This window comes from Martinezella sp. CNPSo 3890 (genome assembly GCF_057784455.1).
Window position 1 is genome coordinate 93,267 of sequence record NZ_JBXSOR010000017.1, and the last position, 19,765, is coordinate 113,031.

Below are 19,765 nucleotides of genomic sequence, written 5' to 3' on the forward strand. Positions count from 1 at the left end.
CATGAAATTGTCGTCGATCAGCGCCGGCATTCCCTTGGGCATCCATGCCGTTGCTCGTGCATTCTGCAACACGAAACGCCGTCGATCATCAAATCTGTATCCCGTGCTTGATCATGTTTAAATGCTATGACTATCTATATCAGTGATGACAAATTTGGATTTATGCGATGTCGCTCGATGTCAACGCCGTTCAGGTTTTTGTAACCATTGCCGATTTCCAAAGCTTTACACGAGCGGCGGAGGCGCTGGGTACTACACAGGCTACCGTGAGCGTAAAGTTGAAACGGCTGGAGGAGCGTGTCGGCAAGAAGCTGATTGAGCGAACGCCGCGCCATGTCCGTCTGTCAGCCCATGGCGAAACATTCCTTCCCTCCGCCCGGGAGTTGCTCGCCGCACACGAACGTGCCATCGCAGGGCTTTCCGTAGCGCGCAGGCGCTTCAGGTTGGGAATTGCCAGCCACGTCATGGGGCCTGAAGTACCGACCTTGTTGGCGCGTCTGAAAGCGGTTGATCCGGCGCTCACCATAGAAGTGCGGCTGGACGTCTCCCGACCGCTGATCGAGGCCTTCGAGGAGGGCAAGCTCGATGCCATTATCATTCGCAGCGACGACGACCGACGGGATGGAGAGATCCTCGGGCCGGAGCATTTCGGCTGGTTTGCTTCACCGGATTTCGAGCATCGAGCGGGGGAGCCCTTGCCGTTGGCCGCCCTGTCTCCGACCTGCGCAGTGCGCGATATGGCAATCCGGCTGCTCGACCGGTCTTCGATTCCGTGGACGGAAGTCTTCGTCGGCGGGACGGCGGCGATCGCGGCTGCCCTATCGGCGGGGCTCGCGGTTTCGCCGTTTCCGCGTCGCCTTGCCCCGGGCGATGTGATCGATGTTGGCGACACGCTCGGCCTGCCGCCGCTTCCATCCTTGTCACTCGTGCTGCATTCCTCTTTGTCTGATCCAAAATCCAGAGACAGCCTACGCGCCATCACCGCCGCCTTCCGTGAACATCGCAAGCCGAGCAAACAACTCCACTTACCTGCATCGTCTTGAAAGCATTTTTTCAAATCCTCATGTCGACATCTCGCTTTTTCAAACGTCCTCTGGCCGCCTAGCTGCAAAGAGAGTTATCCGTGAGAGGAGCACCCGATGTCCAAGATTGCCCCATGCCTGTGGTTTGCGCGCGAAGCCGAGGAGGCTGCGAATTTCTATGTTTCGCTCTTCCCCGATTCCCGGATCGATCACGTGCAGAAGAACATTGTCGACATGCCCTCCGGCAAGCCCGATGAGGTTCTGGTCGTTACTTTCACGCTCGCCGGTCAGCCCTTCATGGCACTGAACGGCGGCGACCGCATCGAATATAATCATGCGATCTCGCTGGAGGTGGATTGCGCCGACCAGGCTGAGGTCGACCGCCTTTGGGATGGCCTTGTCGATGGCGGCGCGCCGGTGGAATGCGGTTGGGTTACGGATCGCTACGGCGTCTATTGGCAGGTCGTGCCGGCGGTGCTCCGCAAATATATCGCCGATCCGGATCCGGCCAAGGCCGCTCGCGTCATGCGAGCCTGGATGGGCATGGTCAAGCTCGACATTGCCGGGCTCGAAGCCGCCTATCGCGGCTGAGCGACTGTTCTGGGGATCGCGTCATGGGCGAGGTCCGCCGAAGATGTTCTGAAATTCGCTGCAATTTCAGCGGTTCAGACCAATGCCTGCGCCCGTAAGACTTGCGGCGGATCGATGCTTGGAATACCGTCCACTATAGGCTCGCCACAGGCGGGTTTCTCGACACCATGTCAAGCAATTGGACTGCCGCGGCCGTTCAGGCGCGACCCGGCAGGAAATGGTCGATTTCATGCAGCATCAACGAGACCGCATCGATCTCACCGGACGTGATTACACGGCGATCTATGCGCTCAGCGACATCCATGGCTGTTATGATGAGATGATGGAGGCCGAAAGGCGCATCATCGCGGATGCGCGCACCTTTCCCGGCCGAAAGCTTCTGCTGTTTCTCGGCGATTATGTCGATCGCGGCCCACGTTCCAGCGATGTCCTGGCGCATCTTAGTGCACCGCCGCCTGAAGGCTTTGATCGCTATGCGCTTTGCGGCAATCATGACGACGTGTTCCTGCGCTTTCTGGACGATCCCGATACCAACATCCATTGGCTGGAGTTCGGTGCCCTGCCGACGCTCGCATCCTACGGCATCGACGCCAGACATATGCTCTTCGACCTGGGCTACAGCGTCGCGGAGTTGCGCGACATGACGCTAAAGGCAATGCCGGCAGCGCATGTCGACCTGCTGCGTTCGCTAACTATAGCTGTCACTTACGGCTCGATACTCTTCGTCCATGCCGGCATCATACCCGGCCTTCCTCTCAGTGAGCAGACGGATGAAGATCTGATGTGGATTCGTGAGCCGTTCCTGTCGGGCGGACCGCAATTGCCGCTGCTGGTGGTCCACGGCCACACACCAGGTTCGCATCCCGTTTTTGGTCTCAGCCGCATCGGTATCGATACGGCCGTTTCGATGGGCGGAACTCTGACGATCCTCAAGATCGCCGAAGGTAAACAGACGATCCTGCCATCGATCTGAACGGTTCAAACAAATATCCCGGCTCGAAGCCGGGATATTTGTTTCTTTCAGGTGCCTTACTCCGCCGCCACGGCCGGCGGCAGCTGGACCGTATTCCGCTCCTCCTCATCGGCCTGCTCCTTGGCCGGCGGTTCCGCCGACTTGTTCCTCGGCTCGCGGCCGAAGAACAGGGCGTAGCCGGCGGGCAGGACGAAGATCGTCAGCACGGTCGCGACTAGAATGCCGCCCATCATGGCGTAGGCGAGCGGTCCCCAGAAGACGCCGCGCGAGATCGGGATCAGCGCCAGAACGGCCGTCAGCGCCGTCAGCATGATCGGGCGGAAACGACGTACGGCCGAGCCGATGATCGCCTCCTTCCTATCCATCCCGGCCGCGATATCCTGGTCTATCTGGTCGACAAGGATGATCGAGTTGCGGATGATGATGCCGAGCAGAGCGATGACGCCGAGGATCGCGACGAAGCCGAAGGGCGCACCGCTGATGAGCAGAGCCCCTGCTGCGCCGATAATGCCGAGCGGGCCGGTCGCCAGCACCAGCATTGCCTTGCCGAAGTGCTGCAGCTGCGCCATCAACAGCACGACGATGATGACGAGCATGATCGGCGCCTTGGCGGCGATCGAGGCTTGGCTCTCCGCGCTGTCTTCGGCGCCGCCCTGTATCTCGATCTTGTAGCCGGCCGGCAGGCTGCTCCTCAGATCCGCCATATCGTTGTAGAGCTTGGCCGTCACGTCGTTCGACTGCACGTTATCAGGCAAGGTTGCCCGCACTGAGATAGTCGGCAGACGATCGCGGCGCCATTCGATGCTCTGCTCCATGACGGGCACGATCTTGGCGACTTGCGACAGCGGCACGAACCCGCCCGAGTCGGTCGGGATATAGACGGAGTTGACCGAGGTCAGCAGATGACGGCTTGCCTCCGGCTCGCGGGCAACGATCCCGACGGTTTCCTCACCCTCGCGATAATTGTCGAGCGTGAAGCCGGACATCGAGGCCTGCAGCATCTGGCGGATGCGCTGCGAGGTAACGCCGAGAGCGCGGGCACGGTCCTGATCGATCACCAGCTTCATCGCCGGCACCGGCTCGAGCCAGTCATCATGGATGGCGCCGAGCAGCGGGTTTTGGGTAAAGCGCTGCTTCACCTGGTCGGCAATACGGCGAACCTCCTGCCGGTCAGGACCCATGACGCGCAGCTGCACAGGCCAGCCGGTGGGCGGGCCGAGGAACAGGCGGTCGACCTTGCCACGGACGGCGGGGAAATCCGCCGCCAGGATGCCGCGCATCTTGGCGATCAGCCGCTCGCGTGCCGGCTCGTCCTTGGCCATGACGAGCATCTGGGCATAGTTCGGGTTGGTGAGCTGCTGATCGAGCGGCAGGAAGAAGCGTGGCGCCCCCTGCCCGACATAGGTGGCGATGAAGCGCTTGTCCGGATCATCGGCCATGCGGGCTTCCAGCGCTTGAGCCTGGCGCTCGACCTCCTTGATGCTGGTGCCCTCGGGCAGCCAGAGATCGACCAGGATTTCCGGACGCGACGACTGGGGAAAGAAGTTCTGCGGAATGAACTGGAAGGACCACAGGCTGCCGATAAAGGCGGCAAGCGTCAGCAGCAGAACGATGACGCGATGGCGTACGGCCCAGGCGACCGAGGAGTGCAGGCGGCGATAGAAGCGCGTGTCGAACACATCATGATGCTCGCCGGCATGGTGGCGCTGCTTGAGGATCATGTAGCCAAGCCATGGTGTGAAATAGACGGCCACGAACCAGGAAACGACGAGCGCGATGCCAACGACGTAGAAGAGCGTGCGGACATATTCGCCGGCCGTCGATGCAGCAAAGCCCACGGGGATAAAGCCGGCTGTCGTAATCAGCGTGCCCGTCAGCATCGGGAAGGCAGTCGAGGAATAGGCGAAGCTGGCGGCATCGAGCTTGACGAGCCCCTCTTCCAGTTTGCGCTCCATGAGCTCGACCACGATCATGGCGTCGTCGACCAGCAGGCCGAGCGCAATGATGAGCGCGCCGAGCGAAATGCGCTGCAGGTCGATGCCGAACTCGTACATGATGGCGAAGGTGGCGGCCAGCACCAGCGGAATGGCGATTGCGATCACCAGGCCGGAACGCCAGCCGATCGACAGGAACGAGACGATCAGCACGATGACGAGAGCTTCGCCCAGCGCATGCATGAACTCGCTGATCGCGTCGGTGACGACATCAGGCTGGTTGGCGATCTGATCGACCTGAACGCCGACCGGCAGCGAGGCTTCGAAGCGTTTGTAGGTTTCCTCAACCGACTTACCGACATCGGTCACCTTGAAGCCTGGAGCCATGACGACGCCGAGCTGAACACTCGGATGGCCATTGTAGAGAAACTTGGCCGTATAGGGATCCTGCAGACCGGCGGTGACGGTAGCGATATCGCCGAGACGAGTCACCTGGCCGCCGGCGTTGAGCCGCAGGTTCTTGATATCCTCGATCTTGTTGACGTCACCCTCGACCGAGATGCGTACCGAGCGCGTGCTCGTATCGACATTGCCGGCCGGATCGACATTGTTCTGGCCGACAACGGCGTTCTTCAGATCGTTGAGCGTCAGCCCGCGCTCGGCCAGAACCTTGGAGGAGACGTCGATATAAATCTGCTCCGCCTGATCGCCGATGATGGTGGCCTTCTCGACGCCAGGCGTCGAAAGCAGCATGTCACGGGCTTGGATGGCGAATTTCTTCAGCTCTGGATAGGTGTAGCCGTCGCCGCTGATCGAATGCAGCGTAATGAAGGTATCGCCGAATTCATCGTTGAAATAGGGGCCAAGCAGGCCGGCAGGCAGCTCGTTGCCGATATCGCCGACCTTCTTGCGGATCTGGTAAAAGGCGTCCTTCACCTCGGCGGTATTGGTGTCGCCCTTGATCTGGATTGTCGTGATGGCAAAACCAGCGCGGGTGTAGGATTTGACCCAATCGAGATGCGGCGTTTCCTGTAGCTTGCGCTCGATCTTGTTGACCACCTGGTCTTCCATGTCCTGCAGCGAGGCGCCGGGCCAGACGGTCTGCACGACCATGACGCGGAAGGTGAAATCCGGGTCTTCCTTCTGACCCATATGGGTCAGGCCGAGTGCGCCAGCAATGATGATGAGCCCGAACAGGAAGCGCGCGATGCTTGGATGGGCGATCGCCCAGCGCGACAGGTTGAAACGCTTCCTCTCGCCAGAGGTGCTGTTGATGGACATGACGTCGTCCCCCTCTATCCGGATCAGCGTACGATATCCGCCGAAGCGGCTTTGGTGTCTGCGGAGGCCTGCTGAGCACCGGCGCTCGGAAGCTTGACCTTCATGTTTTCGCTCATGAACTGGGTGCCGGCTGCAACGACGACATCACCGGTCTTGAGGCCATCGGCCACGCGCACGCCGTCATCGGAAAAGTCCGCGACCTTGATGGTCCGGGAATGCACGGTGCCGGCACTGCGGTCGACAAGCCAGACGATCTGCTGCCCGTCCCTCTGCGCAAGCGCGCTCAGCGGAATGGAAACATAGGGCTGCGTATTGTCGGCAAGCGCCTCGATCGTCGCGGTCATGCCAAGCAGAACGCGCGGATCGTTCGGCACGCTCACACGCACCGCGAAGGTGCGCGACTGATCGGCACTCCCGGACACTTCCCGCACCTTTCCGTCAAGCACGAGCGCCGCGTCGGACCAGAAGCGCGCCTTGACGTCCTTGCCGACCTTGAACTGGGCGATGTCCATTTCCGGGACAGCGACCTGCACTTCCTTCTCGCCATCGACGGCAACGGTGATGACGGGTGTGCCGGAACTGACCACCTGGCCGACATCGGCATTGATTGCGGTCACGATACCATTCATGTCAGAGGTCAGGTCAGCATAGGCGACCTGATTCTTCGCCTCGGTCAATGCCGACACCGCGGAATCGCGCGTCGAAACGGCCTGCTCATAGGAAAGCTCCGCCTGCTCGAGCTGCGACTTCGAGGTGACATTCTTGTTAAAGAGCGTCTGTGCACGCGTGCGGGCAAGCTCGGTCGTCTGCACCTGCTTTTCGGCCGCATCCAGATCGGCCTGCGAGCGGCGCACGGCGAGGATATAGTCGGTGGCATCTATGCGGGCGATCACATCGCCGGGCTTTACCCTCTGGCCGATATCCACCTTGCGCTCGATGATCTTGCCGTTGACACGAAAGCCGAGATTCATTTCCGTCCGCGCACGAACGGCGCCGGAATAGTCGAGCTTGCGCGTCGTGTCCGCCTGGGCGATTTCGACGACCTTGACCGGCCGGATCACCTCCGCCGTCTCTTCCTTCTTCTCATTGCAGCCCGAAAGCCCGAGCCCCAAGGCTGCAAGTAGAACCGCACCGGCAGCGGCCCGTAGAGTGTTGGTCGTCAGCGAAACCATGTCGCTCTCCTAAAATCGAACAAAAAGTGGAAACACGCCGGCCATCCGGTGCGCGCATTGCTATTTCTTCAAAGCCCTGATGACGAATGCGATGATATCTTCGGGATCTGCCTGGTAGGGCTTGGCAAGGCACTGGGCCACCATTTGCGGGTGACAGAGATCGACGGTCGTCGCAGCGAAGCATTTGGCGGCAAGATGCGGGTCCTGTTCGGCGAATTCGCCGGCAGCAATCCCCTCCGCGATGATTTCGGCGACCAGCGCCTGCGTACGCTCGATATGCTTTTCGATGACATGCCAGTCGCGCTCGATGGCGACGATGACCATCTCGTGAACCTTCTGCTCATCCAGCATGGTCTCCAATATCATCTTGTACTGAGATAGTGCGTAAGCCCGTAGCCGCTCGGTCGCGCTGATCGGCTGATTACGGATACCAAGAGCCATCTGATAGCTCTGGCCGAGCATGCGCCCGCAAAGAGCCTGGTGAATTTCCGTCTTGGAGCCGAAGAACCGGTAGATATTTGCCGTCGACATGCCGAGATCCCGGGCGATATCGGCGACGTTCGTCTTGCTGTAGCCATAGTGGCGAAACAGCTTTTCGGCGGCATCGAGAATGCGCGTGATGTTTTCCTGGCGGGCAGGATCGGCGCTAACGTCGGAAAGATCGAGCATAAGCAGGCCTGATGGTTTACGAGTGACGATTTTCAATTTTCGTCACTCGTAAACCATCAGAGCGCCGATGTCAATGAAGCCGACCACAACTTGGGCGGCTTTTAGATGCTATTCAATAAACCGAGAATGCGCCGAACTACTTGAAGCAACAGTTAAACGATCGACAACAGCCTCGCGGGGCGAAGCCGAAAGTGTCCGAAATTTTATCGCGGCACGGCCGCTGCGTTGTCAGGCGCTCAAGAGTGTCGGATGAAAACGTCGAAGGCTGAAAAAGCCGACGAAGACGATGACCACCAAAAGCGCGACCTGCGCCGCGAGAATCGGCGGCTCGTTTCCGGTGGGCGCCAGCGCGTTGAGCGCCGGTATCTTCTGGAACGATTGAATGATGAGCACCAGACAGTTGAAGAACAACAACACGAGCGCGCCGATCACGAAAACGGCACGCCATATGCCGGCAAGGTGGAATGTGTAGCGCGCCAGCGCCGTCGGAATGAAGATCAGCAGACAGATAATGCCGACGATGATCGCCGGCGTCACGCCATGAAACGGGAACAGAAAACCCGTCAAGCTGGTGAGAGCCGTTGTCAGCATGTAGACGAGCGTCGAACGATTATGACGGTCGGCGGTGAGAAAGCCGTAGGCTACCACGATGCCGCTGATGATGGCGACCAAGCTGATGACGACGTGAATCAAGAGAATTCCAGACATTCGCCCCTCCAAGTGAGCATTGCATTTCGATGGAAATGACAGCCCAATGCCCCGAATGCGGAATATATACGAAACGCGCCGCGCCAGCCAGCGCGACGCGAAGACCTTAGAGGCCGCTCAGGCGGCGTGAACTTCCAGAGAGATCGGAACGGAGGCAAGCGCCTTGGAAACCGGGCAGCCGGCTTTCGCCTTATTGGCAAGCTCGGTGAAGGTCGCTTCATCGGCGCCGGGCACCTTGCCGGTCAGCGTCAGGTGGATTGCGGTGATGGCGAAGCCGCCTTCGACGCTTTCAAGCGTCACCTTGGCCGTCGTCTCCATGCTTTCGGCGGTGAAACCGGCTTCATTGAGGATCAGCGACAGGGCCATGGTGAAGCAGCCGGCATGGGCCGCGCCGATCAGCTCTTCCGGATTGGTGCCGGCAACGCCTTCGAAGCGGCTGGCAAAACCGTAAGGATAGTGATTGAGCGCGCCGCTCTGCGTCGAGATCTGACCCTTGCCGTCCTTCAAGCCACCGGACCATTGAGCCGAACCTGTGCGATTGATCTGCATGTCGTCCTCCTTGTCGTTGAATGAATTTCGGGAGTGGAACCGCCTCCCGTTGATGATCGACGGCAAGCGGCTTGACCGCCTGCATCGTCACCATAGTCCTTCTATCCGCCCAAGACGACGCCGCCGTAACAGCAGCGAGGCCGATTTCGAAAAGCATGGAGCGAGGGATTGTTCCCGGATAGCCTCACCGAAGCTCTTTTAAATCATCATACAAGCGTATTGCCAATGTATGATGATTGCCATATCATCGCGTTCACATGGTCGCGAAGCGCGACAAGGCATCGCCCGCATGGAAGCCCCTCTCGTCGAAAGAGAAGGTAGTCGGAAAAGCATGCGAAACGGTGTGGAGGAGATAGGGTGGAATCGCTCGAAAGACAGGGGCACGACTCATCGGCTCAGCCGGGTCGTCGTCCGCGCGTGCGCAGAAACGTGACGGCTGCGATCGCTGAAGACATCTGCGCCGAGCGCTATGCTTCCGGCTCGACCCTGCCGCGCGAAAACGATCTCTGCGAAATGTACGGCGTCAGCCGCACGGTCATCCGCGAATCCCTCAAGGTGCTGGAGTCCAAGGGGCTCGTGCGTGGCAAGCCGCGCATCGGCACCACCGTTTGCGACAAGGACGATTGGAACATTCTCGACCAGGACGTGCTGGCATGGATGGGTCCCTATATCGCCGATTTCGATATTCTCGGCTCCATTCTCGAAGCGCGCCGCACCATAGAGCCCGCCGCCGCAGAATATGCGGCCGAGCGCGCCACGGCCCGCGAAATTGCCGACCTGGAGAGTGCATGGCAGCAGATGCGCGACAGCGGCGATGATCCGGAAGGCTTTACCGAAGCCGACGTGACCTTCCACAGCGTACTTCTGAGCGCCAGTCACAACCAGGTGTTCCGGCGCCTCTCCAGCGCCATGCATGCCGGCCTGAAATATGCTCTGCACGCCTCCAACGTCGCCGCCGATAGCCGCGACGAAGCGATTGCCGTTCACGGCGAACTTGTCGAGGCACTGCGCCTGCGCGACCGCGATGCCGCACGCGCCTGTGCCCATCGCATGCTCGATCTTGCGGCCCGCGATCTCGCTGTCGAACGACGGCTGGACGAAGGCCGGATAACCAATCCCGAAACCCGGAGATCTGCGGCCTCGCGCCGCTGACACAACCCAAAGCCAAACGGAATCATTCCCATGAAAATCACCAAGCTGACGACCTATATCGTTCCCCCGCGCTGGCTGTTCCTGAAGATCGAGACCGATGAAGGCATCGTCGGCTGGGGTGAGCCCGTGGTCGAGGGCCGTGCGCTGACTGTACAGGCCGCCGTGCACGAACTGGAAGACTATCTGATCGGCAAAGACCCCTTCCTGATCGAGGATCACTGGACCGTCATGTACCGCGCCGGTTTCTACCGCGGCGGCGCCGTTCACATGTCGGCGCTGGCCGGCATCGACCAGGCTCTCTGGGACATCAAGGGCAAGGCGCTGGGTCAGCCGATCCATTCGCTGCTCGGCGGTCAGGTGCGTGACAAGATCAAGGTCTATTCCTGGATCGGCGGCGACCGCCCCTCCGACGTCGCCAACAATGCCAAGGATGTGGTTGCCCGCGGCTTCAAGGCGATCAAGCTCAACGGCTGCGAGGAAATGCAGATCGTCGATACCTATGACAAGGTGGAGAAGGCTGTCGAAACCATCGCCACCATCCGCGAAGCGATCGGCCCCTACATCGGCATCGGCGTCGATTTCCACGGCCGCGTCCATCGTCCGATGGCCAAGGTGCTTGCCAAGGAGCTGGAACCCTACAAGCTGCTCTTCATCGAAGAGCCGGTGCTGTCGGAAAACCGCGAGGCGCTGAAGGAAATCGCCAATCATTGCTCGACGCCGATCGCTTTGGGTGAGCGTCTCTATTCGCGCTGGGACTTCAAGTCGGTCCTGTCGGACGGTTATGTCGACATTCTTCAGCCCGATCTCTCCCACGCAGGCGGCATCACCGAATGCCGCAAGATCGCGGCCATGGCCGAAGCCTATGACGTGGCGCTCGCCCCGCATTGCCCGCTCGGCCCGATCGCGCTTGCCGCCTGCCTGCAGGTCGATGCCGTCAGCTACAATGCCTTCATCCAGGAACAGAGCCTCGGCATCCACTACAACAAGGGCAACGACATCCTCGACTACATCTCCAACAAGGAGGTGTTCCACTATGCCGACGGCTTCGTTTCGATCCCGCAGGGTCCAGGCCTCGGCATCGAAGTCGACGAAGCCTATGTCATCGAACGCGCCAAGGAAGGCCACCGCTGGCGCAACCCGGTCTGGCGCCATGAAGATGGCAGTGTCGCTGAGTGGTAAGACCACGCTCGTCACCTGACGGACGAGAAACCGCATATCATCCAATGATGAAAGGCCCGATGGCAGCAGATCTGCGCTATCGGGCCTTTTTCTTTAGACGGTGCTCTCTTAATCCGGCACCTTCCCCTTTGCCGCGTGGCGGCGAATATCGCTGCACATCCCGTGTGCCGTTCTCCCAAAAAAGTTGCGCCTGCAGTATCGGCGCAGATACTGCAGGCGCGTCATGCGTCTCAACAAGCCCCCAGGGAGACGCATTACCGGAGCATGATCACCAAAGGCGTGGAGTGCCCTTTAGCTCTGATCATGCTCAAGCAGGCAATTTCAAACTACTCCCGCTCGCCGGTGAAATTCAGCAGCAACTGGAAGATGTTGACGAAGTTCAGATAGAGCGACAGGGCACCGAAGACGGCGAGCTTCTGCTGCGATTCCTGATCGTAGTTTTCGGCATACTGCTCCTTGATGTTCTGCGTATCCCAGGCGGTCAGGCCGACGAAGACGACGATACCGATGATCGAGATGGCGAACTGCAGTGCGCTCGAACCCAGAAAGATATTGACGATGCTGGCGATGATGACGCCGAACAGACCCATCATCAGGAACGAGCCGATGTTCGAGAGATCACGCTTCGTCGTATAGCCGTAGAGGCTGGTCGCGCCGAACATGGTCGCGGCGATGAAGAAGGTACGCGCGATGCTCGTGCCGGTGAAAACCAGGAAGACGGAGGCCAGCGACAGGCCCATGACGGCACAGAAGGCCCAGAACATCATCTGCGCCGTGCTGGCCGACATCGACTGGATGCGGAACGAGAAGAAGAACACGAAGGCAAGCGGCGCCAGCATGACGACCCACTTCAGCGGGCTCTGGAAGATCGGCACATAGAGCGCCGGCGTCGTGCCGACGATCAGGGCGACGATACCCGTCACGACAAGGCCGATACCCATGTAGTTGTAGACGCGCAGCATGTGCCGGCGCAGCCCCTCGTCGAAGAGCGCCTGAGAGCCGGCGGCGGCTCCGTAGCCGTATCGCGGATTGGTCGGGTTCATGGTCGTTCTCCTTTAATCCAAACTAGTAGAGGCTGCGGGCAAGCTTTTCGGCATCGCCGTCAAGCTGACCGGCCTTGCCGTTGCCGATCAGCGCATAGGCGACTTCCCCGATCTGCCAATAGGCAGCCTGGACATCGTCACGCTTGATGTGACTGACATCCTGCACGGCGAAATTGCCCGGACGGACGGCAAATAGTGACAAATGTCCGTCTTCGCCGGCATCCACCATCATTTCGACGCTCGGACCGAATTCGGACGGATAGATTTGCGCATCGGTGACGCGCCAGTCGCCCGGCAGCTGCGGCAAAATGATTGCCGTCGACGCGCGGATTTCATCCGGATTGTAATTTGCAGCCGCCGACTGCGGCTTGATCTCTTCGCGCACGGCCGTGGTCTTGTAGGCGCGCACCGCATCGTCGACGAAGGCCGGCGGCCGTGTCGACGCGCTGACCTCGCTCGCCGTAAAGGCGCCGAAGGACGTATGCGCAACCCAGCCGGTCGTGACCAGCACGGCAACGGCCGCAACACGCTGGAAAGAACCCAGCATACGGCCGTAGACCAGCCCGCGCTCCAGCCGCCGTGCGGCCTCACGCGTTTCCACCCGAACCACATGGCCTTCTCCGGCCAGGGCCATGCGCAGCTCGCCGCGGATGCTCATATCGGCCATTACCTTGGCGGCGATCTCCGGATGCTCCGAGAGATAGGATTCCACCTCGACACGGCGCGCAAGCGTCAGTTCGCCGTCGACATAGGCGTCGAGATCGGTATCGATGATCGGATCAACGATTTTCATTGCCGCCTCCCTCGATAAGCCTGAGATGTGAAATCTTCGAGGTAGCCTCCTCGAAACTACGCAGGCTCGCGCGAGCCCGGGCAATGCGGGACATCAGGGTGCCCAGAGGAATGCCAAGCGCGGATGCCGCCTCCTGATAGGAGAGATCCTCGATCGCCACGAGATGCAGCGCCTCACGCTGCTCCTCGGGCAGACTGAAGAAGGCTTCACGGACCTGGTTCAGGCGAACCGTGTGATCCTGCGATGCCGGCAGTGCCGTTTCGAGATCGGCCGCAGCCTCCTCGTGACGGCGGTTCAACGACTTCTTCTGACGCAGGCGATCGATATGCACATTGTGCAGGATCGATAGCAGCCAGGTGCGCAGATTGCCGTCGCGCCTGAAAGAAGCCTTGCGCTCATAGGCCTTGACCAGCGCGTCATGCACCAGATCCTCGGCCTCGTCCGCGTTGCGCACGAGCGAGCGGGCATAACGTCTCAGCGAACCGAGCTGCCCCAAAACATCGAATGTGCGTCCTTTGCGTTCCATACACCTATATACGGAAGCACTCCGGATTCTATTCCATCGCCTGACAAATATTTTTTGCCGATTTTCACATCAGCAGAAAATCCTTGGGCTGCGGCAGCGGCGGCAGGTCGGTTTCGCCGAGTGCTTCGCGCAGATTGATCTCGATCGTATCGGCAAGGGCGCCGATGGCGAGCGCGTTGGGGCGATGGCCGAAAGGATCTTCCAGCTCGTCGCCCAGCGCATCGAGACCGAAGAAGGTATAGGCTATGAGGGCCGTCACGAAGGGCGAGCCCCAGCCGAGCGTGTCGACATAGCCGAAAGGCAGCAGGAAACAGAAGAGATAGGCGGTGCGATGCAGAAGCAGCGTATAGCCGAACGGCAGCGGCGTATTACGCAGCCGCTCGCAGGCGGCCTGCGCGGCTCCCATCTGCCCGATGCTGATATCCAGCATCTGATATTGGATATCCGAAATGGTGCCCGATGCTTTCAATCGCGCCAGATCGGCGGACATCAGGCGCAGAATGAGATCAGGCTTGTTGCGGGCCGCATGGTAGAATTCCGCTTCGCTTGGAGCAAGCAGGCGAAACACCTTGCCCTCGTCGCTGCCGGGCCGCAAAAGACAGACCAACGCCTGCGCGAAAGCCATGGTCAGGCGCAGCAGGTTCTTGCGCGCTTCGATGCCGGCCTCCCCTGCACTCTCCAGCACCAACGTCTGCCGGGCGAAGCCGCGCGCGAGATGGACGAGCTGCCCCCAGTCGCGCCGCCCCTCCCACCAACGGTCGTAGCAGGCATTGTTGCGAAAACCGAGGAAGATCGAAAGCGCGATACCGAGCAGCGACAGCGCCGAGCCGTTGAAGGAGACGATGAGGTTCGGCCGCTCCTCATGGCCCCAGACGATCAATGCTGACAGCAGAAAGATGGCGATGATCTGCGGCAGGATACGCCGGATGATCGACCCACGAAGGATGAAGAAAAGCTGGAAAAGATTCGGCCGGTCGCGGACGATCATGACGAAACGCACTCTCGATGAATGTCTGATGGCGCAGCAATACACCAGACGCGCTGAGAGTAATGAGCATTTCTTGCAAGGCGGCCGTGACCGGCGGGCATCGCTCGCCGGTTAGGCGGACCCTCATTTCGCGCTCGCGCTTGCCGTCACCAGAACCGGATCGGCGCGATAATCCCCGGGAAAGAGATGCTGCAGGTTCTTGATCTTCGGCAGATCATTGATGACGATGTAGGGATAGCTCGGATGCGTTGCCAGGAAATCCTGATGATAGGCCTCGGCGGCATAGAATTGCCGCGCTGGCTCGATTTTGGTGACGATGGCTGTATCGAAGACCTTGGCGTGATTGAGCTGGTCGATATAGGCCTTGGCAATATCGGCCTGTGACTGGCTGGTCGGGAAAATCGCCGAGCGATATTGCGTCCCGGTATCCGGCCCCTGATAGTTCAGCTCCGTCGGATCATGCGCCACTGAGAAATAGATCTGCAGCAGATGGCCGTAGCTGATCTTGTGCGGATCGAAAACGATGCGCACGGATTCGGCATGGCCGGTGTCGCCACCGCTCACCATTTCATAATGCGCCGCATCCTTGCTGCCACCGGTATAGCCTGACGTCGCGCTGATGACGCCATTGACGTGCTGGAAGACGCCCTGCACGCCCCAGAAACAGCCACCGGCAAGCACCGCCGTCTCCGTGTTGGCAGAGGCTGCCTTCTCGTCCATGCTCGGTGCGGGAATGACACGCGCGTCCTCGGCCGAAGCACGGCCGACAAATTGCAGCGCAACGCCGCCAAGCAATACTGCCGCTGTCAGGCCGGCGAAGCGAACAAAGCGTGCTGAACGGAATCGGATCATGTCCGTCGATAAAATCTTCATGGTGATTTCCTCTCGACCGCGATGCAAATGCTCCGGTCACAAAGAAATACGGGAAGACAGGCTCTTTTGTTACACACGCCCGCGTGTAACACTGAAACGTGAATGACGCGGTGACCTGATTCAGTAATGCGGCGGCTTGGTAATGGCCGGCGCTTCGAGCGATTGTTCCTCCAGCGTCAAAAACCGCTCGGTCAGCCGGTCGAGCTTCTGCCTGGTCTGTTCGACGACCTTCCATTGCTCGGCAATCTGGTCGGAAAGCTCCTCGATCGTCTTGGCCTGATGGGCGACCATCTCCTCGAGTTTGGTGATGCGGCTCTCTTCGTCTGACATGTCTGATCCCTTTCGCAACGATCTATAGCATCGAGGCGGCTGCGTACAATCCCGCAAGTCGGTGTGAAGCGAACACTGGCGCCGTTTGACGGCGATATGACAAAACTGAAAAACAGCTGAAAAGACCTGTTACCTGACTGACATGGGCGCCTTCTAAAGAAAGCGCATAGACGCGCCCATTTGAAGGCAATCCCTTCCACAGGCGCACCGTTCTGAAGACCTCGGAGAAGCGCCGTGAAGATCATCCAGATCACCGACACCCATTTGAGCCCCAACAAGCCACATTTCAACGGCAATTGGGAGCCGCTGGCGAAATGGATCGAGGCAAGCGGCGCCGATCTCGTCATTCATACCGGCGATCTCAGCGTTGACGGCGCCGACAAGGATGAAGATCTCGTCTTCTCCATGGAGATGATGCGGCAGGTCTCCGTGCCAATGCTCATCGTCCCCGGCAACCACGATGTCGGCCACCTGCCCGGCTCCTATCAGCCCGTCAATCCCGAACGGCTGGACCGCTGGCGCCGCCTCGTCGGCCCGGATTATTGGGCGAAGGACGTCGGCAACTGGCGCCTGATCGGCCTCAACAGCCTGCTCATGGGCTTCGAGGATGCCGAGGAGCAGAAGCAGTTCGACTGGCTGCAAGAGATACTCGAAAGCCGTGGCGAGCGTCGCATTGCCCTTTTCGCCCACAAGCCGCTCTTCGTCGATGCGCCCGATGAGGGCGATACCGGTTACTGGAGCGTGCGCCCGGCCCAGCGCCGCCGTCTCTACGATCTGATCGCGGCCCACGACGTCGCCCTCTTCGGCAGCGGCCACCTGCACTGGACCTGGGAAGGCCGCTTCAATGACACCAACCTGGTATGGGCACCGCCCGGCGCCTTCATCCTCGACAAGATGGAACGCGAAATGCCCGGCGAACGGCTGATCGGCGCGGCGATCCATGAACTTAGCGAAACGGTCTCGACGGAGCTCGTCGCCGTACCCGGCATGACTGCCTACTTCCTCGATGATGTCGTCATGGAAGTCTATCCGCAGGCCGCCCCCAAGGCAAAGGAGCCGACCGAATGAGCGCACTCTCGCTTCGCGGCATCGCCAAATCCTTCGGCGGCAACGCCATCCTCAAGGGCGTCGATCTCGACGTCCAGCCCGGCGAATTCATCGCCCTCGTCGGCCCCTCGGGCTGCGGCAAGAGCACGCTCTTGCGCATCCTCGCCGGTCTCGACCATGCCGACAGCGGCGAAATCATCCTCGGCGGCAGCGACGTTTCCGGCGTTGCAGCTGCCGATCGCAACATCGCCATGGTCTTCCAGTCCTACGCTCTCTATCCGCACCTGACGGCCTCGGAAAACATTGCCGTGCCGCTCGCCATGCGCCGCCTGTCGCGCGTCCAGCGCCTGCCCTTCATCGGCTCGCTCATCCCCGGCCAGCGCGCAGCTCGCGCCGGCATCATCCGCGATGTCCGCGACATGGCCGTCTCGCTGAAGATCGATCACCTGCTCGATCGCAAGCCGGGCCAGATGTCGGGCGGCCAGCGCCAGCGCGTGGCGCTGGCCCGTGCCATGGTCCGCCGTCCCGCCGTCTTCCTCATGGACGAGCCGCTTTCCAATCTCGATGCCAATTTGCGCGTCCATGCCCGCGGCGAGATCGTCGATCTGCACCGCCGCGCCGGTGTTCCCACGGTCTATGTCACGCATGATCAGGCCGAAGCGCTGTCGATGGCCGATCGCGTCGCCGTCATGATCGGCGGCCAGCTGCTGCAGCTCGCCTCTCCCCAGACGATCTATGACGACCCGGCCCATGTGGAAGTCGCCCGTTTTGTCGGGCAGCCGCGCATCAATCTGCTGCCGGCGCTCGCCGAAAACGGCACCGTCGCCTTCGGTGGCATCCGGCTGGCGCTCGACGACAGCAGCTTTGCCGGCAGGAATGTGACCCTCGGCATTCGCCCGGAATTCGTCCAGCTCTCCCAGGGCCGCCAGGATGCGCTCGCCGCCCATATCGAGCGGATGGAATTCCTCGGCTCCGAAGTCATCCTCTATGCCAAGCTCGACGCCATCGGCGAAACCATGGTCGTCAAGCTCTCGCCGGCCGAAGCTGCCGGCCTTTCCGCCGGTGCGCCGATTGCGCTGACGCTCACGGCCGAGCAAGCCTTGGTCTTCGCCGAAGACGGCCGCCGCCTGCGCGCGAGCCCCACGGCTGTCGACGCCACGCGGGAGAAGGCGCATGGCTAGCATTGCTGCCACCTCCCTGCCGATGCAGGCGGCCGCGGCACGCGAACGCAGCGAAGCCCGTACGGCATTGCTGTTCGCCCTGCCCGCCATCGTCCTGATCGTGCTCTTCATCATCGTGCCGATCGTCGCCGTCGTCGTACTCGGCTTCACGGATTTCCAGCTCGGCGACAAGAGCCTGCGTTTCGTGGCTTTTGAGAACTACGCGCATCTGCTTCGCGACCGCGCCTTCCAGAAATCACTCTGGAACACGGCGACCTATACCGCCATCGTGGCACCCGTCTCGATCGTGCTCGGCCTCGGCGTCGCGTTGCTGATCGAGAGCGAAGGCATCGGCCGCAGCTTCTTCCGCACGGCTTATTTCCTGCCCGTCGCCTCGCTGATCGTCGCAATGGCGACCGTCTGGCAATATCTCTTCCACCCGACGATCGGCCCGATCAACGCGCTGCTCGGCGAGATCGGCGTGCGTGGCCCTAACTGGCTCGGCGCCTCGGCGACCGCGCTCTACAGCCTGTCGATCATCGGCGTGTGGCAATCGGTCGGCTTCAACATGGTGCTGTTTCTCGCAGGCCTCACCGCCATCCCGCGTGAACTCTACGCTGCAGCCGAAGTCGATGGTGCGAAATCGGCATGGGACCGCTTCTGGCTCGTCACCTGGCCGATGCTCGGACCGACGACGCTCTTCGTCACCACCATCAGCATCATCAATGCGGTGAAGGTCTTCGACACTGTAAAGGCCCTGACCGACGGCGGTCCGAACCATGCCTCCGAGGTCCTGCTCTTCAGCATCTACCAGGAGGGTTTCGTCTACCTCCGGGTCGGCTATGCCTCGGCGATGACCACGGTGTTTCTCGCCATCCTCGTGGTGCTGACCTTCCTGCAATATCGCGCCCAAGACCGGCAGGTGCATTACACATGACCTCGACAGGCTTCACTCCCGGCCGCATCCTGCGCCTCTCTCTGCTGATCCTGGGCTCGCTCATCTTCCTCGCGCCCTACATCTTCATGATCTCGACCGCCGGCAAGGCGCAGGACGATATCTTCACCTCCGCGCTGAAGCTGATCCCGACGCATTTCTATTACGTCGAGAACATCGCCAAGGCGCTGAGCAAGGTTTCGATGGGCACGCTGCTGTTCAACGGCGTCCTGGTCTGCGGCCTGATCTTCTTCTTCCAGGTGCTGATCGCCATCCCCTGCGCCTATGCCATGGCGAAGCTGAAATTCCCGGCCGCACGCACCATGATGGTGCTGGTCATGCTCGGGCTGCTGATCCCGATCCACGCGACGGCGCTGCCGCTCTATGTCGGCTTCAACAGCCTGTCGCTGCTGAACAGCTATGCCGCCCTGGTCGCGCCCTTCTCGATCTCGGTCTTCGCGATCTTCATGTTCCTGCAGTTCTTCCGCGCCATGCCTGACGATCTGATCCATGCCGCCCGCCTCGATGGCATGTCTGAAATCGGCATCGTCGCCCGCGTCATCGTGCCGAATGCCTGGCCGGCAGTCACGGCTTTCGCGATCTTTTCGGTCGTCGCGCACTGGAACGACCTCTACTGGCCGCTGATCGTCATCACCAAGCAGGAATATTTCACGCCGCCGCTGGGTCTCATGTATTTCCGCGCCGCCGAAGCCGGCGACGACTACGGCGCGCTGATGGCTGCAACCCTCATCATCACCCTTCCCCTCGTCGCGGCATTCCTTCTGGCACAGAAGCGTTTCGTCGAGGGCATCACCATGACCGGTCTCAAGGGCTGACCTGA

Annotated in this window: 20 protein-coding genes; 9 read left to right on the forward strand and 11 right to left on the reverse strand. The window is 60.6% G+C overall.

Annotation, left to right across the window (positions count from 1 at the left end; genetic code table 11):
- The first annotated feature begins 167 nt into the window (after nucleotides 1-167).
- The 3 genes from AC13RC_RS28010 (at nucleotide 168) to AC13RC_RS28020 (ending at nucleotide 2,586) form a co-directional block, all read left to right on the forward strand.
- On the forward strand, nucleotides 168-1,043 hold the full coding sequence (locus AC13RC_RS28010; RefSeq protein WP_488559187.1) for a LysR family transcriptional regulator: 876 nt from the start codon (nucleotides 168-170) through the stop codon (nucleotides 1,041-1,043).
- A 96-nt stretch (nucleotides 1,044-1,139) separates the two neighbouring features.
- Entirely contained in the window at nucleotides 1,140-1,613 is a 474-nt protein-coding gene (locus AC13RC_RS28015) for a VOC family protein (protein ID WP_113332466.1), read from the forward strand.
- A gap of 229 nt (nucleotides 1,614-1,842) precedes the next feature.
- Nucleotides 1,843-2,586, forward strand: a complete 744-nt coding sequence (locus AC13RC_RS28020) for a metallophosphoesterase family protein (RefSeq protein WP_488559188.1) — start codon at nucleotides 1,843-1,845, stop codon at nucleotides 2,584-2,586.
- A gap of 56 nt (nucleotides 2,587-2,642) precedes the next feature.
- On the opposite strand, the gene AC13RC_RS28025 is transcribed toward AC13RC_RS28020, so the two are convergent.
- The 5 genes from AC13RC_RS28025 to AC13RC_RS28045 all read right to left on the reverse strand — a co-directional run bounded on the left by AC13RC_RS28025 (nucleotide 2,643) and on the right by AC13RC_RS28045 (nucleotide 8,899).
- Entirely contained in the window at nucleotides 2,643-5,801 is a 3,159-nt protein-coding gene (locus AC13RC_RS28025; RefSeq protein WP_488559189.1) for an efflux RND transporter permease subunit, read from the reverse strand.
- Nucleotides 5,802-5,824: 23 nt separating this feature from the next.
- The gene (locus tag AC13RC_RS28030) at nucleotides 5,825-6,973 is read right to left on the reverse strand and encodes an efflux RND transporter periplasmic adaptor subunit (protein ID WP_113332468.1); all 1,149 of its coding nucleotides are present in this window, start codon (nucleotides 6,971-6,973) and stop codon (nucleotides 5,825-5,827) included.
- A gap of 60 nt (nucleotides 6,974-7,033) precedes the next feature.
- Entirely contained in the window at nucleotides 7,034-7,642 is a 609-nt protein-coding gene (locus AC13RC_RS28035; protein ID WP_488559213.1) for a TetR/AcrR family transcriptional regulator, read from the reverse strand.
- A 228-nt stretch (nucleotides 7,643-7,870) separates the two neighbouring features.
- Entirely contained in the window at nucleotides 7,871-8,350 is a 480-nt protein-coding gene (locus tag AC13RC_RS28040) for a hypothetical protein (protein WP_113332470.1), read from the reverse strand.
- Nucleotides 8,351-8,467: 117 nt separating this feature from the next.
- Nucleotides 8,468-8,899 carry an OsmC family protein gene (locus AC13RC_RS28045; protein WP_004117925.1) on the reverse strand — a complete coding sequence of 144 codons (432 nt, stop codon included), beginning with the start codon at nucleotides 8,897-8,899 and terminating at the stop codon, nucleotides 8,468-8,470.
- A 357-nt stretch (nucleotides 8,900-9,256) separates the two neighbouring features.
- Between AC13RC_RS28045 and AC13RC_RS28050 the strand changes: the two genes are divergently transcribed.
- Together AC13RC_RS28050 and dgoD are read left to right on the forward strand one after the other, a co-directional pair.
- Entirely contained in the window at nucleotides 9,257-10,051 is a 795-nt protein-coding gene (locus AC13RC_RS28050) for a FadR/GntR family transcriptional regulator (protein WP_488559190.1), read from the forward strand.
- 30 nt (nucleotides 10,052-10,081) lie between these two features.
- Complete coding sequence (gene dgoD, locus AC13RC_RS28055) at nucleotides 10,082-11,230, forward strand: galactonate dehydratase (RefSeq protein WP_106999017.1); 1,149 nt, start codon at nucleotides 10,082-10,084, stop codon at nucleotides 11,228-11,230.
- 326 nt (nucleotides 11,231-11,556) lie between these two features.
- On the opposite strand, the gene AC13RC_RS28060 is transcribed toward dgoD, so the two are convergent.
- The 6 genes from AC13RC_RS28060 to AC13RC_RS28085 form a co-directional block, all read right to left on the reverse strand.
- Nucleotides 11,557-12,273, reverse strand: coding sequence for a Bax inhibitor-1/YccA family protein (locus tag AC13RC_RS28060; RefSeq protein WP_112341769.1), 717 nt, complete (start codon nucleotides 12,271-12,273; stop codon nucleotides 11,557-11,559).
- A gap of 22 nt (nucleotides 12,274-12,295) precedes the next feature.
- Entirely contained in the window at nucleotides 12,296-13,066 is a 771-nt protein-coding gene (locus AC13RC_RS28065; RefSeq protein WP_113389270.1) for an anti-sigma factor family protein, read from the reverse strand.
- Nucleotides 13,053-13,592 carry a sigma-70 family RNA polymerase sigma factor gene (locus AC13RC_RS28070; protein WP_145315892.1) on the reverse strand — a complete coding sequence of 180 codons (540 nt, stop codon included), beginning with the start codon at nucleotides 13,590-13,592 and terminating at the stop codon, nucleotides 13,053-13,055. The genes AC13RC_RS28065 and AC13RC_RS28070 overlap by 14 nt, the downstream gene beginning before the upstream one ends.
- A gap of 64 nt (nucleotides 13,593-13,656) precedes the next feature.
- Nucleotides 13,657-14,580, reverse strand: coding sequence for a bestrophin family protein (locus tag AC13RC_RS28075; RefSeq protein ID WP_488559191.1), 924 nt, complete (start codon nucleotides 14,578-14,580; stop codon nucleotides 13,657-13,659).
- A gap of 123 nt (nucleotides 14,581-14,703) precedes the next feature.
- Entirely contained in the window at nucleotides 14,704-15,453 is a 750-nt protein-coding gene (gene msrA / locus AC13RC_RS28080) for a peptide-methionine (S)-S-oxide reductase MsrA (protein ID WP_488559192.1), read from the reverse strand.
- A gap of 120 nt (nucleotides 15,454-15,573) precedes the next feature.
- A complete protein-coding gene (locus AC13RC_RS28085) occupies nucleotides 15,574-15,783 on the reverse strand; it encodes a SlyX family protein (protein WP_488559193.1) in 210 nt (69 codons plus the stop codon).
- 234 nt (nucleotides 15,784-16,017) lie between these two features.
- Here AC13RC_RS28085 and AC13RC_RS28090 point away from each other — a divergent pair, with 234 nt between their 5' ends.
- The 4 genes from AC13RC_RS28090 to AC13RC_RS28105 are packed head-to-tail and all read left to right on the forward strand — an operon-like array spanning nucleotide 16,018 to nucleotide 19,760.
- Nucleotides 16,018-16,851, forward strand: a complete 834-nt coding sequence (locus AC13RC_RS28090; RefSeq protein ID WP_488559194.1) for a metallophosphoesterase family protein — start codon at nucleotides 16,018-16,020, stop codon at nucleotides 16,849-16,851.
- Nucleotides 16,848-18,011, forward strand: a complete 1,164-nt coding sequence (locus AC13RC_RS28095) for an ABC transporter ATP-binding protein (RefSeq protein WP_488559195.1) — start codon at nucleotides 16,848-16,850, stop codon at nucleotides 18,009-18,011. The genes AC13RC_RS28090 and AC13RC_RS28095 overlap by 4 nt, the downstream gene beginning before the upstream one ends.
- Nucleotides 18,004-18,927 carry a carbohydrate ABC transporter permease gene (locus AC13RC_RS28100; RefSeq protein WP_488559196.1) on the forward strand — a complete coding sequence of 308 codons (924 nt, stop codon included), beginning with the start codon at nucleotides 18,004-18,006 and terminating at the stop codon, nucleotides 18,925-18,927. The genes AC13RC_RS28095 and AC13RC_RS28100 overlap by 8 nt, the downstream gene beginning before the upstream one ends.
- Nucleotides 18,924-19,760, forward strand: a complete 837-nt coding sequence (locus AC13RC_RS28105; RefSeq protein ID WP_488559197.1) for a carbohydrate ABC transporter permease — start codon at nucleotides 18,924-18,926, stop codon at nucleotides 19,758-19,760. The genes AC13RC_RS28100 and AC13RC_RS28105 overlap by 4 nt, the downstream gene beginning before the upstream one ends.
- Nucleotides 19,761-19,765: the final 5 nt, after the last annotated feature.

Bases quoted from the DNA above. Each gene is read 5' to 3' on its own strand.
- AC13RC_RS28020 (WP_488559188.1), top strand. From the start codon at position 1,843: ATGCAGCATCAACGAGACCGCATCGATCTCACCGGACGTGATTACACG.
- AC13RC_RS28045 (WP_004117925.1), bottom strand. From the start codon at position 8,899: ATGCAGATCAATCGCACAGGTTCGGCTCAATGGTCCGGTGGCTTGAAG.
- AC13RC_RS28075 (WP_488559191.1), bottom strand. From the start codon at position 14,580: ATGATCGTCCGCGACCGGCCGAATCTTTTCCAGCTTTTCTTCATCCTT.
- AC13RC_RS28105 (WP_488559197.1), top strand. From the start codon at position 18,924: ATGACCTCGACAGGCTTCACTCCCGGCCGCATCCTGCGCCTCTCTCTG.
- AC13RC_RS28065 (WP_113389270.1), bottom strand. From the start codon at position 13,066: ATGAAAATCGTTGATCCGATCATCGATACCGATCTCGACGCCTATGTC.
- AC13RC_RS28100 (WP_488559196.1), top strand. From the start codon at position 18,004: ATGGCTAGCATTGCTGCCACCTCCCTGCCGATGCAGGCGGCCGCGGCA.
- AC13RC_RS28010 (WP_488559187.1), top strand. From the start codon at position 168: ATGTCGCTCGATGTCAACGCCGTTCAGGTTTTTGTAACCATTGCCGAT.
- AC13RC_RS28035 (WP_488559213.1), bottom strand. From the start codon at position 7,642: ATGCTCGATCTTTCCGACGTTAGCGCCGATCCTGCCCGCCAGGAAAAC.
- AC13RC_RS28085 (WP_488559193.1), bottom strand. From the start codon at position 15,783: ATGTCAGACGAAGAGAGCCGCATCACCAAACTCGAGGAGATGGTCGCC.
- AC13RC_RS28025 (WP_488559189.1), bottom strand. From the start codon at position 5,801: ATGTCCATCAACAGCACCTCTGGCGAGAGGAAGCGTTTCAACCTGTCG.
- AC13RC_RS28030 (WP_113332468.1), bottom strand. From the start codon at position 6,973: ATGGTTTCGCTGACGACCAACACTCTACGGGCCGCTGCCGGTGCGGTT.
- AC13RC_RS28060 (WP_112341769.1), bottom strand. From the start codon at position 12,273: ATGAACCCGACCAATCCGCGATACGGCTACGGAGCCGCCGCCGGCTCT.
- AC13RC_RS28070 (WP_145315892.1), bottom strand. From the start codon at position 13,592: ATGGAACGCAAAGGACGCACATTCGATGTTTTGGGGCAGCTCGGTTCG.
- AC13RC_RS28040 (WP_113332470.1), bottom strand. From the start codon at position 8,350: ATGTCTGGAATTCTCTTGATTCACGTCGTCATCAGCTTGGTCGCCATC.
- msrA (WP_488559192.1), bottom strand. From the start codon at position 15,453: ATGAAGATTTTATCGACGGACATGATCCGATTCCGTTCAGCACGCTTT.
- AC13RC_RS28015 (WP_113332466.1), top strand. From the start codon at position 1,140: ATGTCCAAGATTGCCCCATGCCTGTGGTTTGCGCGCGAAGCCGAGGAG.
- dgoD (WP_106999017.1), top strand. From the start codon at position 10,082: ATGAAAATCACCAAGCTGACGACCTATATCGTTCCCCCGCGCTGGCTG.
- AC13RC_RS28095 (WP_488559195.1), top strand. From the start codon at position 16,848: ATGAGCGCACTCTCGCTTCGCGGCATCGCCAAATCCTTCGGCGGCAAC.